Annotated in this window: 15 protein-coding genes; 9 read left to right on the forward strand and 6 right to left on the reverse strand. The window is 71.2% G+C overall.

Going from position 1 to position 15,933, the window contains the following annotated elements; all coding sequences use genetic code 11:
• Positions 1-9: 9 nt before the first annotated feature.
• The 3 genes from WAT24_RS11635 to WAT24_RS11645 are packed head-to-tail and all read right to left on the reverse strand — an operon-like array spanning position 10 to position 2,654.
• Positions 10-1,401, reverse strand: a complete 1,392-nt coding sequence (locus WAT24_RS11635; RefSeq protein ID WP_336808042.1) for a helix-turn-helix domain-containing protein — start codon at positions 1,399-1,401, stop codon at positions 10-12.
• Positions 1,368-1,805 (reverse strand): alcohol dehydrogenase catalytic domain-containing protein, encoded by a 438-nt coding sequence (locus WAT24_RS11640; RefSeq protein WP_336808043.1) that lies wholly within the window; start codon positions 1,803-1,805, stop codon positions 1,368-1,370. The genes WAT24_RS11635 and WAT24_RS11640 overlap by 34 nt, the downstream gene beginning before the upstream one ends.
• 21 nt (positions 1,806-1,826) lie before the next feature.
• Positions 1,827-2,654, reverse strand: coding sequence for a universal stress protein (locus WAT24_RS11645; RefSeq protein WP_336808044.1), 828 nt, complete (start codon positions 2,652-2,654; stop codon positions 1,827-1,829).
• Between the two features lie 228 nt (positions 2,655-2,882).
• On the opposite strand from WAT24_RS11645, the gene WAT24_RS11650 reads away from it, so the two are divergent.
• Complete coding sequence (locus WAT24_RS11650) at positions 2,883-3,683, forward strand: universal stress protein (RefSeq protein WP_336808045.1); 801 nt, start codon at positions 2,883-2,885, stop codon at positions 3,681-3,683.
• A gap of 38 nt (positions 3,684-3,721) precedes the next feature.
• Here WAT24_RS11650 and WAT24_RS11655 read toward each other — a convergent pair whose 3' ends face one another.
• The 3 genes from WAT24_RS11655 to WAT24_RS11665 form a co-directional block, all read right to left on the reverse strand.
• Positions 3,722-4,612 carry a universal stress protein gene (locus WAT24_RS11655; protein WP_336808046.1) on the reverse strand — a complete coding sequence of 297 codons (891 nt, stop codon included), beginning with the start codon at positions 4,610-4,612 and terminating at the stop codon, positions 3,722-3,724.
• Positions 4,613-4,625: 13 nt separating this feature from the next.
• Complete coding sequence (locus WAT24_RS11660) at positions 4,626-5,201, reverse strand: GNAT family N-acetyltransferase (RefSeq protein ID WP_336808047.1); 576 nt, start codon at positions 5,199-5,201, stop codon at positions 4,626-4,628.
• 304 nt (positions 5,202-5,505) lie between these two features.
• Positions 5,506-6,276 (reverse strand): SDR family NAD(P)-dependent oxidoreductase, encoded by a 771-nt coding sequence (locus tag WAT24_RS11665; RefSeq protein WP_336808048.1) that lies wholly within the window; start codon positions 6,274-6,276, stop codon positions 5,506-5,508.
• Positions 6,277-6,455: 179 nt separating this feature from the next.
• Here WAT24_RS11665 and WAT24_RS11670 point away from each other — a divergent pair, with 179 nt between their 5' ends.
• The 8 genes from WAT24_RS11670 to WAT24_RS11705 all read left to right on the forward strand — a co-directional run bounded on the left by WAT24_RS11670 (position 6,456) and on the right by WAT24_RS11705 (position 15,565).
• Positions 6,456-7,259: a universal stress protein gene (locus WAT24_RS11670; RefSeq protein ID WP_336808049.1), complete on the forward strand. Its 804-nt coding sequence runs from the start codon at positions 6,456-6,458 to the stop codon at positions 7,257-7,259.
• A gap of 91 nt (positions 7,260-7,350) precedes the next feature.
• The gene (locus tag WAT24_RS11675) at positions 7,351-9,717 is read left to right on the forward strand and encodes a phosphoketolase family protein (protein WP_336808050.1); all 2,367 of its coding nucleotides are present in this window, start codon (positions 7,351-7,353) and stop codon (positions 9,715-9,717) included.
• Between the two features lie 13 nt (positions 9,718-9,730).
• Positions 9,731-10,906 (forward strand): acetate/propionate family kinase, encoded by a 1,176-nt coding sequence (locus WAT24_RS11680; protein ID WP_336808051.1) that lies wholly within the window; start codon positions 9,731-9,733, stop codon positions 10,904-10,906.
• A 188-nt stretch (positions 10,907-11,094) separates the two neighbouring features.
• Positions 11,095-11,448, forward strand: a complete 354-nt coding sequence (locus tag WAT24_RS11685; protein WP_336808052.1) for a hypothetical protein — start codon at positions 11,095-11,097, stop codon at positions 11,446-11,448.
• Positions 11,449-11,777: 329 nt separating this feature from the next.
• Positions 11,778-12,341, forward strand: a complete 564-nt coding sequence (locus WAT24_RS11690) for a c-type cytochrome (RefSeq protein ID WP_336808053.1) — start codon at positions 11,778-11,780, stop codon at positions 12,339-12,341.
• A 124-nt stretch (positions 12,342-12,465) separates the two neighbouring features.
• Positions 12,466-14,739: a SpoIIE family protein phosphatase gene (locus WAT24_RS11695; protein WP_336808054.1), complete on the forward strand. Its 2,274-nt coding sequence runs from the start codon at positions 12,466-12,468 to the stop codon at positions 14,737-14,739.
• Positions 14,736-15,122, forward strand: a complete 387-nt coding sequence (locus WAT24_RS11700; protein ID WP_336808055.1) for an STAS domain-containing protein — start codon at positions 14,736-14,738, stop codon at positions 15,120-15,122. Before WAT24_RS11695 ends, WAT24_RS11700 begins: the two co-directional genes overlap by 4 nt.
• 116 nt (positions 15,123-15,238) lie before the next feature.
• Positions 15,239-15,565, forward strand: a complete 327-nt coding sequence (locus WAT24_RS11705; protein ID WP_336808056.1) for a four-helix bundle copper-binding protein — start codon at positions 15,239-15,241, stop codon at positions 15,563-15,565.
• Positions 15,566-15,933: the final 368 nt, after the last annotated feature.

Consider the following 15,933-nt stretch of genomic DNA (forward strand, 5'->3'; position numbering starts at 1 on the left):
CTGCCCTGCCTAGTGCACGCAACTGCCCTGCCGGGCCATGCGCCGCAGGCCGTCCGGATCCAGCACGCGGATCTCGCGCCGCTGCACGGCGATGCACTGCAGGCGGTCCAGCCGCGACAGCGCGCGCGTGACCGTCTCGTGCTTGAGCGCGAGGAAGCTGGCGATGTCCGCCCGGCCCATGCGTAGCAGGAAGTGGCGCGGGCTGAAACCCAGGCGCATGTGGCGCTCGGCCATGTCCAGCAGGAACGCGGCCACGCGCTGGTCCGCGCTCAGCGTGCCCAGCGCCAGCATCCAGGCGCGGTCGCTGCGGATCTCCTCGGCCAGCGCGGCGGTCAGGCGCATCTGCAGCTCGGGCATCTGCAGGCAGGCCAGCAGCACCGGCGGATACGGCAGCTCCCAGATCTCGCTGCCGTCCAGCGCCACCACGTCGCAGGAGTAGCCGGCCAGGCCGATCGACTCCACCCCGACCAGGTCGCCGCGCATGCGGAAGCCGGTGACCCGCTCGCGACCGTCCTCGGACAGCTCGCTCGCCTTCAGGAAGCCCGCGTGCACGAGGAAGATCGCGTGGAACGGCTGCCCCGCACGGTAGGCATGCTGGCCGGCGACCAGCTTGCGGCGCAGCACGGGCACGTGCCGCTTGAGTTGTTCGATGTCGATCGCGCCGGACAAGAGCTGAGACGCCGCCGGAACGGAAGGCAGGGAGGGGATGGCGATCGCGTTCATGGCTCGGATCTCGTGTCGCTGCGGCGAAGACAGCTGCAGGCTAGCGAGCCGGTGCAACGGCCCGACCACCGCCGCGCAACCCTGTGTAACGATCCGTAACAGCCGCCCCGCGTACGGCACCAGCACCGCGGCACCCTCGAACCGTCCGTGCCGCAGATCGTCCAGGGCCCGGTTGGCCATCGCCAGCGGATAGCGGCGGGTGGTGGCGTGCACCGCCGCCTGCGCGGCCGCATCGAAGAAGCCGTGCGCGTCGGAGCGGGTCAGGTTGGCCACCGACGCCAGTTCGCGCTCCTCCCACAGCAGCCGGTACGGAAACGCGGGAATGTCGGACATGTGGATGCCCCCGCACACCACCCGGCCGCCCTTGCGCACGGCGCGCAGCGCCAGCGGCACCAGCTCGCCGGCCGGTGCGAAGATGATGGCTGCGTCAAGCGGCTCGGGCGGGCGCATGTCGGCATCGCCGGCCCAGGTCGCGCCCTGCCCCCGCGCGAACGCCTGCGCCGCGGTATCGCCCGGCCGGGTGAACGCGAAGATGCGTCGCCCCTGGACCCTCGCCACCTGGGTCAGCAGGTGGGCGGCCGCGCCGAAGCCGTAGAGGCCGATGCTGCGCGCCTCCCCGGTCTTCAGCAAGGCCCGCCAGCCGATCAGGCCGGCGCACAGCAACGGCGCCGTCGCCACCGGATCCACCTCGCCGAGCGGAATGCAGAACGCCGCGCGTGAGACCAGATGGCTGGCGAAACCGCCGGGCGCGTGTAGCCGGTGAACTGCGGCGCGTCGCAAAGGTTCTCGCGCCCGCTGCGGCAGTAGTCGCAGACACCGCAGGCCGACCCCAGCCATGGGACGCCGAGGCGCTGCCCCGGCGCGGGTTCGGCCATGTCCGGTCCGAGCGCGTCCACCACGCCGACCACCTCGTGGCCGGGAACCACCGGCGGGTGCACACCAGGCAGTTCGCCGTCGATCACGTGCAGGTCGGTGCGGCACACGCCGCAGGCCTCCACCCGCAGCCGGACCTCGCCCGGGCCCGGCACGGGCGTCGGCAGGTCGCGCGGCACCAGCGGCTGGCCGACGGTCTCGAGCACCATCGCATGCACGGCGACAGGCCCTCAGTGGCGGAACAGTACCGGCAGCCGTGCGTTCCACAGCACGTAGCGGGTCGCGCCGCCCAACGCCCATTCGCTGAATCGGCTGCGGCCGTAGGCGCCCATCACCAGCAAGTCGGCATGCAGGCGGTCGGCCTGCTCCAGCAGCACCTCGCCGACCTCGTCGTCCTCGCAGGCGAGATCCTGCGAGCGGGCGTGGATGCCGTGGCGGTCGAGGTAGGCGTCGATGTCGAACGGCGGCTTCCAGGAGACCTCCTGGAAGGCGTCCTTGGAGGCGCCACGCAGCAGCACCACCTCGCTGGCGCGTTGCAGCAACGGCAGCGCAGCGTGCACGGCGCGGATCGCCTCGGTGGAGCCGTTCCAGGCAACCGCCATGCGCGCGAGTGAAACCTCGCCCACCGGCTCGGGCGGCACCACGATGCAGGGCAAGCCGACGGCGAGCACCAGGATCGCCAGGTCCGGTGGCGAGGCCCAGGTCCATTCGGGATGGCGCTCCAGCACCAGCAGGTCGTGCCAGGTCGCGATCTGCACCAGCGCATCGGACAGGTGGCCCTGGCCGACCATCCAGGCGGCACGCTCCACGCCCATGTCGTTCGCCCAGGCGACGAAGGGCCGCTCGGCAGCCATCGCGCCGGCCTCCAGCACCCGCGCCGTGTCGGTCACCGCCTGGATCAGCTCGGGCGTGCTGAAGCTCGGCATTGCGTAGAGCGGCGAGGGATAAATGTAGGCGCCCGTGAGCGACGCCTCCATCAGCGCGGCGAGCCTGGCGCCGTACTGCGCGCCGCGGGGCCACGTTTCGAAGTTGATGGCGTTGACCACGATGTCGTACATGGCGTCTTCCCTCGAAGCGGTGGACTGCCTGCGGCGTGGACGTGGCAGCACCGCCACGCTAGCCCGCCGGGGCCCGCGGGGCATGATGCAGATCAATCGCACCGCGCCTTGCTGCTCCTCGATCTCGAACGCTTCGAAGCCGGGCACCGGTGGCGGTGACGTGGATCAACTGGGGGTGCGGCGTGCGCTGGCACGCTGCCACCCAGAGACCTACGAGAGGTGCGCTCGGTGCGCGACGTCGTCGTCCTCAGCCCGGGCTTCCGGAGCTGGCATGCCAGCGTGCGGTACGCGGCCCGATTGGCGGCGACCACGCAGGCGGTACTGACCGGCCTGTACGTCGGTGCACGCCATGCGCCGATGCCGGGGCCGCCGTTGCTGGCCGAGGAAATGTCCGCCTACATGCAGGACGAACTGCAGCAGGCAATGCTGGCCGGACACGGCTTCGCCGAATGGGCCAGGCAGTTGGGCGTGCGCGATGCGCGCTGGCAGGTGGCCATCGGCCGTACCGCCGACGCGCTGGCGCTGGCGGGCAACTGGAACGACGTGGTGGTGCTGCCCTGCGCTGTCTCCCCCCACCCCGAGGACGAGCGCCTGATCCGCGAGACGCTGCATTCCGGTGCCGCCTGCATCGCCGTGCCCGACGCCGGCCTCGCACCGGCCCCTGTGATCTGTGCGGCCGTCGCCTGGAACGGCACCGTCGCCTCCAGTCGCGCGCTGCACGCGGCCCTGCCACTGTTGCGGCTCGCGCAGGCGGTGGTGCTGCTGCAACCGGGCAAGCCCGACGCCGGGCCGCGAGCCGACGCCCTCGCCCATCTGCACGCCCATGGCGTGTCCGTCTCGGCGGTGGAGTCGCTGGACGGGCCGGACGAGGATGTCGTCGGGCAGATCCTGATGTACGCCAGCGAGCACCACGCGGACCTGCTTGTGATGGGCGCGAGCGGGCGTCGCTGGCGCGACGAGCGGTGCTTTGGCGCGACCACGACCGGCGTGCTCGCGGGCAGCCGCCTGCCGATGTTTCTCAGGTCCTGAACCGCGGGGTGCCGGGGCACCGCCCGCGGCGCGAAGCTTCAGTGCTGCAGGAAGATCGGCATCCGGGCATGGCAGAGCACGTGGCGGGTCGCTCCGCCCAGCACGCGCTCGCGCAGGCGGGAATGTCCGAAGGCGCCCATCACCACCAGATCCGCGCCGACCTGCTCGGCCTTCTTCAGCAGACTCGCGCCGGCCACGTGTGCCGGGATACCCACGCACATCGGATCGGGTTCGATCTCGTGCCGCGCCAGGTAGAGGAATGGCTCGAAGCGAGGCGCGTAGGCCTCCCCTTCCTGCACGTGCCGATGCCCGCCATCCAGCAGCACCACCCGCCGGGCCTCCTGCAGGAACGGCAAGGCGGCGTGGATGGCGCGGGTGGCTTCGGTGCTGCCGTCCCAGGCCACCAGCACGCGCGAGAAGTGCGCCGGGCGATCCCAGCCCGGCGGCAGCACCAGGCTCGGCAATCGGCAGGTCAGCAGCGCCTCGCCGAGCACCTCGGCCATCGCCTCCTCTTCGACCAGGTCGCGCTCGAGCACGGCCAGGCTGTTCCACACTCCGAGCTCGCGCAGCACCCGCGCAAGGCCGGAGCGGGCGACCACCCAGGAAGCGTGGAGCACACCCTTCTCGCGGGCGAAGCCGCGGAAGGCGGCGCCCTCCTCGGTATCGCGCAGCGGCGTGTCCAGCAGCAGGCCGAGCGCCGAGGGTTCGCTTTCCGGGCCCCGCAGCATGCGCAGGGCGGCATCGACGAAACACCCCGTGAGCAGGCTGCCCCAGCGCGCGGCGAGCGATGCCGCGACCTGCACGGCCGGGTTCCACGGCTCGGTGCCGGTCGCGATCGCCAGGATGTCGGCGGGCTTCCCCGCGCCGCGCATGGCCTGCGCTGCGGCCGACGGTAGCCACGGCACCTGGGTACCGAAGGAAACGGACATGGCAGCGTCCTCGTTACAGGTCGAGCGTGTAGAGCACCTGGCTCGGATCGTCCGGATCCAGCGAGCGGCGGAAGCCCAGGAAGGTGGCCAGGTCGCGCATCGGCTCGTTGTCGCCCGCGTCGATGGAGAACATCTGCTGGAAGCCGTGCTCGCGCGCCGTGTCGATCAGGTGCCGCATGAGCAGCACGGCCAGTCCGCGATGACGCCAGTTCTCCGCCACGGTGACCGCGCACTCGCAGCGGAGGTTGTCGTTGGTGGCGCTGTAGCGGCTGACGCCGACTTCGCGCAACTGGCCTTCCTCGTGCGCCAACGCCACGAAAGCCATCCGGCGGTCGTAGTCCACGTCCATCAGCTGGTCGACCAGCCGGGGGCTCGCGTCCTTGAACGTGCACAGGAAGCGGAAGCGGCGCGAGTCCGGCGAAAGCATCCGCAGGAAGGTTTCCTCGCGGGCGCGGTCGTTCGGCTGCAGTGGACGGATCAGCACGGGCGTGCCGTCCCGGAGATGGTCGATCCAGTGACTGCCTTCGAGCGACTTGAACGGCGCGTTGCCGTTGGTGGCAGGGATCGTTTCGGACGGAGAGGCGGGCATGGTGGAACCCTCGCTTGCGATGTGGCCTTCGGCCGCATTGGGCCATGCCGGCGCGCAGGCCGGATTGATCCGCGTCAACTCCGCGTGCTGCCTTCCAACGGCCCACCCTCGCCCTGACGGCGACGTGGAATGCCCGCGTGCAGCAGTGCCAGCCAGCCGACCGATCCCAGCATCATCGCACCCCATCCGGAGAAGCCCATGGCGTCGGGCGGCGCCAGCGCAGCGCCGGCAGCTTGAACACCGCACCAGCATGACCCGCAAGCCGTCCGTCGGCAGCAGGATATGCTTGAACATGCGCGTCTCCTCAGCGGCAGGTATAGCCGCCGTCGATGACCAGTTCGCTGCCGGTGACGAACTTGGCCTCGTCGGAGGCCAGGTAGACCACGCCCCAGGCGATGTCGTCCGGCTCTCCCATGTGCCCCAGCGGGTGCAGCGCGCCGACCTGCTGGCGCTGCGCCTGCGGGTCGCCACCGTGGCCGGCGAGGTAGCCCTCGACCATCGGCGTCCAGATGAAGCCCGGATGGATCGAGTTGACGCGAATGCCGTCGGCCGCGTACTGCAGCGCGTCGGTCTTGCTCATCAGCCGCACGGCGCCCTTGGACGCGTGGTAGGGCGGCACGTCCGGCGCGCCGACCAGGCCGTAGATGGAGGACAGGTTGACGATGCTGCCGCCACCGGCACGGCGCAGGTGTGCGATCGCGTGCTTGGTGCAGAAGAACACGCCCTTCACGTTGACCGCCTGCACGCGGTCCCACTCCTCTTCGCTGAGTTCGTGGGTCGGCTTGTCGGGCCCGGCGATGCCGGCGTTGTTGACCAGCACGTCCAGCCGCCCGAACGCCTCGACGGTTGCGCCGATGGCGCGCGCGACCTCGGCCTCGGCGGCCACGTCGGCATGGATGTAGCGGACCTGGCGCCCCTGGGCAGCGAGCTCGGCGGCCAGGGCGTGCCCCGCCTCGTCCTGGCGGTCCAGGGTCGCCACGCGCGCGCCCTCTTCCGCCATGCGCCGCACGCAGGCGGCACCGATGCCTACCGCACCACCGGTGACGATGCCTACCTTGCCGTCGAGCCTGTTCATCGCGCACCTCGCCTGTGTTCCATCGCAGCCCAGCGTAGGCATGCATGGCCCGGGCGACTTGACCATGGTCAACACGGTCGCGCGTGGCGGCGCCAACCGGTCGGACGCGTGCTTGATCCTGGTCAACAGGCGGGTGTCCACCGTCGCCGAGCATGGCGTCCTGCCTCGGGGATGCCGCCATGTACGAGATGATCATCAACGTGGACCGCATGGAGGACGACGCGCCTGCCATCGGACTGGGCCTCGCGGTCGCCGCCCGGCAGCGGGCCTTCGTCACCGGCGTCCACATCGTCCAGCAGTTTCCGTCCGTGGCCGCCGTGCCGGAGGCCCTTGCCATCATGGAGGCGGAGGAGGAATCGGCGCGCCGCCGCGACGCCTGGTGGCGCGGCCTGTGCGACCGGGCCGGCGTGGCCGGTGCCTGGGAGGTGCTGCGCGGACTCTACGTGCCGGTGCTGGCCGCGCGCTCGCGCATGGCGGACCTGATGGTGAGCCCACTGCCGCACGGCTATGCGGACCTGCCGATCGGTTTCGATCACGTGACGCGGACCCTGTTCGCCGGCGGCGTTCCCACGCTGCTGGTGCCGGAACGCTCCGAGGTGGCGCAGGCGCCACAGCGGGTGCTGGTCGCGTGGAACGGCACCGGCGAATCGACCGAGGCGGTGCGCGCGGCCCTGCCGCTGCTGCGCGAGGCCGGCGTGGTCCACCTGCTCGACGGCAGGCGCAGCTCGCTGCCGGACTTCGGCCCGCCGCCGCTGCCGCTGGGGGACTGGCTCGCCCGCCAGGGGGTCTCGGTCCAGCGCTGGCACTCGTTCGACCCGGGCGGCGACGCCGGTGCCGCCCTCCTCGCCGAAGCCGAAGCCATGCAGGCCGACCTGCTGGTGATGGGGGCCTGGGGGCGCTCCCGGCTCAGCGAGCTCGTGCTGGGCGGCACCACCCATCACGTGCTGACCAACGCCCGCCTGCCCGTGCTGGTGGCGCACTGACCATCGCACGGCGTTCACCGGAAAAACGCCCGATCCAAGCGGAGCCGCCCTTATGTTCACCGAAATGCCAGCTCGCGCGCCGGAGTCGCCCATGCCCACGCCGCTGTCCGAGGATCAGCTCCAGCGCATGGATGCCTACTGGCGCGCGGCCAACTACCTGACCGTGGGCCAGATCTACCTGCAGGACAATCCGCTGCTGGAGCAGCCGCTGGAGCGCCAGCACATCAAGCCGCGCCTGCTCGGCCATTGGGGCACCACCACCGGCCTCAACTTCATCTACGTGCATCTCAACCGCCTGATCAGGGCATACGACCTGGACATGATCTACGTGATCGGCCCCGGTCACGGCGGTCCCGGCCTGGTCGCGCAGAGCTATCTGGAAGGCTCCTACACCGAGCGCTACCCGGACATCGAGCGCGACCGCAACGGCATGCGCCGGCTGTTCCGCCAGTTCTCCTGGCCCTACGGCGTGCCCAGTCACGTCGCTCCGGAAACGCCCGGCTCGATCCACGAAGGTGGCGAACTGGGCTATTCGCTGGCGCACGCCTTCGGTGCCGCGTTCGACAACCCGGACCTCGTCGTCGCCTGCATCGTGGGCGACGGCGAGGCGGAAACCGGCGCGCTGGCCACCAGCTGGCACTCGAACAAGTTCCTCGATCCCGCGCGCGACGGCGCGGTGCTGCCGATCCTGCACCTCAACGGCTACAAGATCGCCAACCCCACGCTGCTCGCGCGGATCACGCCGGACGAACTGACCGACCTGTTCCGCGGCTACGGCTACGACCCGCTGCTGGTCGAGGGCGACGAGCCGGTGCAGGTGCATCGCCAGCTCGCCGCCACGCTGGACGCGGCGCTGGCGTGCATCCGTGAGATCCAGCGAACCGCCCGCGCCACGCCGGACCGCCCGCCGCCGCGCCCGCGCTGGCCGATGATCGTGTTCCGCACGCCCAAGGGCTGGACCGGCCCGAAGGTGGTCGACGGCCTGCCGGTGGAGGGCACCTGGCGTGCGCACCAGGTGCCGCTGAAGGGTTTCGACGATCCGGCGCACGTGCGGATGCTGGAGGAGTGGCTGCTGAGCTATCGCCCGCGCGAGCTGTTCGACGAGGAGGGCCGGCTGCGCCCGGAGCTCGCCGAACTGGCGCCGACCGGGCGCCGGCGCATGGGCGCCAACCCGCACGCCAACGGCGGCATCCTGCTCGAGCCGCTCACCCTGCCCCATTACCGCGACTACGCCGTGCAGATGGAGGGCCCGGGCACCGTCCGTGCCGAGTCCACCCGGGTGCTCGGACGCTTCCTGCGCGACGTGATGAAGCTCAACGCGCAGGCGCGCAATTTCCGCCTGTTCGGCCCCGACGAGACCGCCTCCAACCGGCTGCAGGACGTATTCGAGGTGACGGCCAAGGAATGGATGGCCGACATCGAACCGGTCGACGTGAACCTCGCGCCGCAGGGCCGCGTGATGGAAGTGCTCAGCGAGCACCTGTGCCAGGGCTGGCTGGAAGGCTACCTGCTGACCGGCCGGCACGGCCTGTTCTCGTGCTACGAGGCGTTCATCCACATCATCGACTCGATGTTCAACCAGCACGCCAAGTGGCTCAAGACCACCCGGCAGATCCCGTGGCGCGCGCCGATCGCCTCGCTCAACTACCTGCTGACCTCGCACGTGTGGCGGCAGGACCACAACGGCTTTTCGCACCAGGACCCGGGCTTCCTCGACCATGTGGCCAACAAGAAGGCCGACGTGGTGCGCATCTACCTGCCGCCGGACGCCAACTGCCTGCTCTCGGTGGCCGACCATTGCCTGCGCAGCCGCAACTACGTCAACGTGGTCGTGGCTGGCAAGCAGCCCGAATGGCAGTGGCTCGACATCGACGCCGCCACGCGCCACTGCAGCGCCGGCGCCGGCATCTGGCACTGGGCAGGCAACGAGGCAGGCGGCGAACCGGACGTGGTGATGGCCTGCGCCGGCGACGTGCCGACGCTGGAGACGCTCGCCGCGGTCACCCTGCTGCGCGAGTACGCGCCGGACCTGCGCGTGCGCGTGGTCAACGTGGTCGACCTGATGGTGCTGCAGCCGCCGGGCGAGCATCCGCACGCGCTCAGCGACCACGACTTCGACGGCCTGTTCACCCGCGACAGACCGGTGATCTTCGCCTTCCACGGCTACCCGGGCCTGATCCACCGCCTGGCCTATCGCCGCCACAACCACGACAACTTCCACGTGCGCGGCTACAAGGAGGAAGGCACCACCACCACGCCCTTCGACATGGCGGTGATGAACAACCTGGACCGCTTCCAGCTCGCGCTCGATGCGATCCTGCGTGTGCCGCGCCTGGCCTCGCTCGCGTCGGCGGCGACCGACCGCTACTGGGCCACCATGGAGCGCCACCGCCTGTACGTCAGCGAACACGGCGAGGACCTGCCCGAGGTCGCGCAGTGGCGCTGGACGCCGGCGTGAGGGCGGCGTCGGCGTGGCCGGCCCGGCGCTGCACGTACTCGCGCTCAACAGCGGCTCCTCGTCGCTGAAGTTCGGGCTGTACCGCGTCGACCGGCGCGACGCGGTCGCGCGGCTGTGCGGCGAGGCCGAGGCGATCGGCCATTCGGCCGGCGTGCTTCGCCTGCGCGACGCCGACGGCACCGTCATCCACCAGGAAACGGCGGCGGTCGCCGACGGCGTGCAGGCGTTCAGGCGCATCGTCCGGCTGCTGCGCGAGGCCAGGGTACCGGCGCCGGACGCGGTGGGGCATCGCATCGTGCACGGCGGCCCGCAGCTGCGCACCCACGCGGTCATCGACGGCACGGTGCTGGCCCGGCTCGAGGCGGCCTGCGCCTTCGCGCCGCTGCACGTGCCGGCGGCCCTGGCGGTGGTGCACGCCGCGCAGGCGCGCTTTGCGGACCTGCCCCACGTCGCCTGCCTGGATACCGCGTTCCATGCCGACCTGCCCGAGGTGTCGCGGGTGCTGCCGCTGGATCGCGCGCTGCAGGCCGACGGCGTCTACCGCTACGGTTTCCACGGCCTGTCCTGCGCGTCGATCCTGGCCTCCTGGCCGGATGCGCCCGCGCGGCTGGTGATCGCTCACCTGGGCAGCGGCGCCAGCGTGACGGCGGTGTGCGACGGTCGCTCGGTCGACACCAGCATGGGCATGACACCCAGCGGTGGCGTGATGATGGCCACCCGTTGCGGCGACGTCGATCCGGGCGTGCTCGCCTGGCTGGCCCGCGAAAAGGGCATGGACGCGCCCGCACTGGAGCGGCTGGTCGACCACCGTTCCGGCCTGCTCGGCGTCTCCGGCATCAGCGGCGACCTGCGCCGGCTGCGCGAGGCGGCGCGGACCGAACCGGCCGCGCGGCTGGCGGTCGCGATGTTCGTGCTGTCGGTGCGCAAGCAGATCGCGGCGATGGCTGCCGTGCTGTGCGGCATGGACGCCCTGGTGTTCACCGGCGGCATCGGCGAGCACGACGCGGCCCTGCGCGAGGCGGTCTGCGCGGGACTGGCATGGGCCGGCGTGCGGCCGGGGCCTGGCGCGGCACCGGCCGATGCCCCGCCGGCCGCAGGCGCGCACTGCCAGGTGCGCATCATCCCCACGCAGGAAGAGCGGCAGATCAGCCGCCACGTCTACGCACTGGTGGCCGGGCCGGCCCGGTAGCGGGGCAGCGCCCGCGCTTTTCGCAGGAGCGAGCTTGCCCGCGATGCCTTTAGCCGACGGCCCTGGAATCAGGAGCATCGCGAGCACGGCGACACGCGGACCGACGGGCCCGCTTGCCGCCCGCGAGCTTCAATTTCCCTACACGGTGCCGGGCGCAGGCTCCATGCCCCCTGGTCAGGAGAGCAGCCATGAAGACATACGCGCGCAAGACCTCCGTTCGCCTGCTCGGCACCCTGGCGCTCGCGCTCGTCCTGGGCAGCGGCGGCGCGGCCTGGGCCCAGGACACGCCGACCGACACCGGGCAGAACCCGGACACGATGGGCGCAATGCACGGCGGCGACAGCATGAGCGGCATGAAGGGCATGCACATGATGGGCATGCATGCGATGCCGGCGACCGTCGACTCGGTGGACATGCAGACCGGGCTGGTCGGTGCCACGGCCGAAGGCATGCCGTTGAAGCTGCATTTCCCGCCCTCCGCCGTCGCCAACCTCAAGAGCGGCGACAGGATCACGCTGCACATGGGATTCACCAAGCCCTGAGGCACCCGCGGGAGGCCGATGCGCCGCGGACGCGTCGCCCGGCCTGCCCTTCCGCGCGATCCGGAGCGCGCCCCCGCTGGCTGGCCATCGGCTGGCGTGCCGGTGGCCGTGCCCGGCGAGCGCGGCCGGTGTGCCGTTATCCGTGCGGCTCGATCGACCATCGCCCCGTCGTCGCCCGTGCAGACGCCCGGTCGAATGCCGGCGAAGCCCGGTTGCGGTCGCAACCGTGCCCCTTGCTCGGGCGCCTGCCCGGCCGTTACGTTGCCGGCGTGCATGCCGACGGCAGCAGATTCCGGCGGCCTGGGCGGGCGTCGGTTGGACGGGAGAGCATGGTGAAACGGGTTTTCCGGCGGTACCTCGTCACGGCGCTCGTGCTGCTGGGCGTGCTGGTCGCGGGCGCCGCCGGCTTCGTCTACTCGGGCCTCTACGACATCGGCGCCGACGATCACCATTCCCCGCCCGTGTACGCGCTGATGCAGACCTTGCGCGAGCGCTCTATCGAACGGCACGCGCGGGACCTCGTGGTGCCCGACCTGCAGGATCCGCGACGGATCCTGGAAGGCGCCGGCCAGTACGACGCCATGTGCACCGGCTGCCACCTCGAACCGGGCATGCGCGAGTCGGAAATCCGCCCGGGGCTGTATCCACAGCCGCCCGACCTCTCGCGGGTGCGGGTCGACCCCAGGCAGGCGTTCTGGGTGATCAAGCACGGCATCAAGATGAGCGCCATGCCCGCCTGGGGCACCAGCCACGACGACGGCACGATCTGGAGCATGGTCGCGTTCCTCCAGAAGCTGCCGGACCTGTCGCCGCAGCAGTACCGGGACATGGTCGCCAGGGCGCCGCCGGACCAAGACATGGACGCGGGAGGCCACCAGGCGCACCGGCCATAGCGAGAACCGCATCACATCCGGCACCGGACGGCCCCGCACCGGCCTTGCCCCCTGGAGCCCTCCATGGCTTGATGCGGACCGCTTACAGGGGAACGAGATGGCCTGGCGCAGCGTCGCATCAAGGATGGCTCTCTGGCTGCTGGTCGGATCCGTGCTCGTCCTGGTCGTAGTCGGCATGGCGCTGTTCGTGCAGACGCGCGAGCAGATCCTCGTGCACACCCACGGCGAGGCGCTGGCCCTTTCGCGGGCGGCCGCCGACCGCATCGAGGCGCGGCTGGGCCGCGTGGCCGCATCGACCCGGCTGCTCGCGGCGATTGCCGCTTCGGACACCCGCGACGCCGAGGGCCTGCTGCGTACCAGCCTGCGCGCCGATCCCGATCTCGCCGGGCTGGCGATCGCGCCGCTGCCGCACCGGACACGCAGCCCGGCCCCGTTCGTGAGCCGGCAGGACGACGGCTCGGTGCAGGAGCGCGACCTGGCGGGCGACCTGGTGCACTACTGGGACCAGTACTGGTTCCTGGGCGGGCTGGCTTGCGATACCGGGTGCTGGCAGCGTCCGTTCCATTCGCGCTCGCGCCAGCGCCTGCTGGTGAACTACTCGGTGGCGATCCGCCGCGGCGGACAGGCGGTCGGCGTGGTGAATGCCGACGTGACGTTGGAATGGCTGCAGAGGATCCTCGAGACGCTGCGCAAGCCGGCCGGTGCCTACACCTTCGTGCTCGGCAGCGACGGCCGTTACCTCGCGCACGACCAGACCGCGCTGGTCGGCCAGGCCGGCGCGCCGGCGCTACTGCAGGCGATGGCGCGCCAGGACGGCGCGCCGGTGCGACTGGCCCAGGCCGCAGACGGGCCGGTGTGGATCTATCCCTCGCCGATCAAGGGTACGTTCTGGTCGCTCGGGCTGGTGATGCCGGAGGCGCAGATCTACGCCGACGTGCGCATCCTGTTCCTCAGCGGCATGGCGTTGGGGCTGTTCGCGCTGATCGGCATCGCGCTCATCACGCTGACCATCATCCGGCGTACGCTCGCCCCGCTGGGCGTGCTGGTGCATCGCGCCGAGCACGTGGCGCGTGGCGAACTGGATTTCGACCTGCCGGCCACCGGGCGGCGCGACGAGATCGGTCGCCTGACCGGGGCCTTCGACCAGATGCGCCACCAGCTGGCCGAACACCTGCGGCAGCTGACCGAGGCCACCCGCGAGCAGCAGCGCCTGGCCAGCGAGTTGGAGATCGCGCACCAGATCCAGACCGCGCTGCTGCCCAAGGAGCACTACCTCGACGCGCACTGCCCGAACTTCGAGCTGCACGCGGCGCTGCGCCCGGCCCGCGCCGTCGGCGGCGACCTGTACAGCTACTTCATGCTGGACGAGCGGCGCTTCTACCTGCTGGTCGGCGACGTCTCCGACAAGGGCATCCCGGCCGCCCTGTTCATGGCGCGCACGATCACCCTGGCCAAGGCGCTGGCGCCGCGCAGCCACACGCCGCAGGAGCTGCTGCGCCTGCTCAACCAGGAACTGTGCCGCAACAACGACGGCTGCATGTTCGTCACCCTGCTCTGCGGCGTGCTGGACACCATCGACGGCACGCTCGTGCTGGCGAGCGCTGGACACGAGCCGCCCGTGCTGTGCGACGGCGAGAGCGTGCGCCTGCTCGAGTTCGAGACCGGCGCGGCCGTGGGCCTGGACGAGGAGGCGGTCTACCCCGCCCACGAGATCGTCCTGCGGCCGGGCGACACCCTGCTGCTCTACACCGACGGCATCACCGAGGCGGCCGACGGCACCCAGGCCATGTTCGGCACGCAGCGCTTGCTCGACAGCCTGCTCGCGCCGCCCTTGCCTTCCTCCGCGGCCGGCTACACCAGCCGGCTGCTGGCGGACGTGGACCGTTTCGTCGACGGCGCCAGCCAGGCCGACGACATCACCGTGCTGGCGCTGAGCTGGCTCCACCAGGAATCCCGGAGACCCGATCCCGTGCTGACCATGGCCCTACGCAACACGGTGCCCGACGTGTTCGAGGCGATCGCCCGCTGCGACCGCGCGCTCGACCGTGCCGGCGTGAGCGAGTCGCTGCGCAGCGACGTGCAGCTGGTGCTGGAGGAGATGATGGTCAACATCGTCGAGCACGGCTATCCGGACCGGCGCGAGGGCACCATCGGCGTACGCATGCAGCTGACCGACGACGGCATCGTGGTCGAGCTGCACAGCGACGGCGTGCCGTTCGATCCCACCGGCGCACCGCCGCCGGCGCTGACCGGCGACCTCGCCGACCAGGACGCGGTCGGCGGCCTGGGCATCCACCTGGTCCGCTCCATGGTGCGCGAGATGGACTATTCGCACGACGCCGGGGGCAACCACCTGCGTCTCCATTTCCCCAACGAACAGGACGTGACGATCGCATGAGCCTCAGCATCCACACCGAGCATTCCACTCCGGAACGCGCCATGCTCCGGCTGCGTGGGCGGCTGGATGCCACCACCTTCGGCGCCTTCGACGAGACCGCGCAGACGCTGCTCGCCGGACTGCCCGAGGGTGGCACCCTGGTCCTGGACCTCGCCTCGCTCGAGTACATCAGCAGCGCCGGCCTGCGCAGCTTCGCCAGGGTGCGCAAGACCATGCGCGAGCGCAACGGTCACACCCTGGTGCTCAACCCGCAGCCGCAGGTGCGCAAGGTCTTCGACATCGTCAAGGCGGTGCCGCTGAAGGAGATCTTCGCCAGCGTGCGCGAGCTGGACGACTACCTCGACACCATCCAGCGGCAGGTCGCGCAGGCGGCGGAAGAGTAGCCGTACCTCCGCGCGGTTCGCGCCGGCGTGCGCACGATGCTCACGCCGGCGGTACGGTCTGCCGGGCATCATGCCGCGCACGTGCGAAGGGCACGGGCCGACACGCGAGGTACGACATGTCGCAGAGCGACCTGCAGGGCTGCATCCAGGACTGCCTGCGCTGCTACCAGGCTTGCCAGTCGAACGCGGCGGGCATGTGCCTGGAACGGGGCGGCGCCCACGCGGCGCCCGAACACATGCGGCTGATGCTCAGTTGCGCCGAGATCTGCCGCGCCGCCGCGGCCGTGATGCTCAACCGCTCGCCGCAGCATCCGGCCGTGTGCCGTGCCTGCGCGGAGATCTGCAGCGCCTGTGCCGACAGTTGCGCGCAGGTGGGCGACATGGAGGAGTGCGTGCAGGCCTGCCGCACCTGCGCGGACAGTTGCCGCAAGATGGCTGCCTGACAGCGCGCCGTCATCCCGCCGCGAGGACTAAGGACGCCCCGCGCCGCATGGAGCCTTCTCCACGGTTGACGACCGCCTCCGCGGCGGCGAGAGCGGCCTGTTCGCGATCGGCTTGCTCGTCTGGCTGATGCTGGCGCTGGCGCCCGTCGGCGCATGGCCGTCGGCTCCTCGCCGCAGCAGATCGCCGCCTCCCACGCATCGCACGGCAAGGCGTACGGTCGCGACGAGGACTGCTGCCTCGGGCACGCTCACCCGAACGGCGCACCCGCTGCGCACGCCTGCGCCCGGGCCCTGTCGGGCGCGGGCATGCTGTCGTCCGCGGCCGGCGTTGGGTGGCGGGCGTGCGACTGCGGTTGGCGGTGGCGCGT

Origin of the sequence: Fulvimonas yonginensis, from assembly GCF_037137055.1 — a bacterium.
GTDB classification, from domain to species: domain Bacteria; phylum Pseudomonadota; class Gammaproteobacteria; order Xanthomonadales; family Rhodanobacteraceae; genus Frateuria_A; species Frateuria_A yonginensis.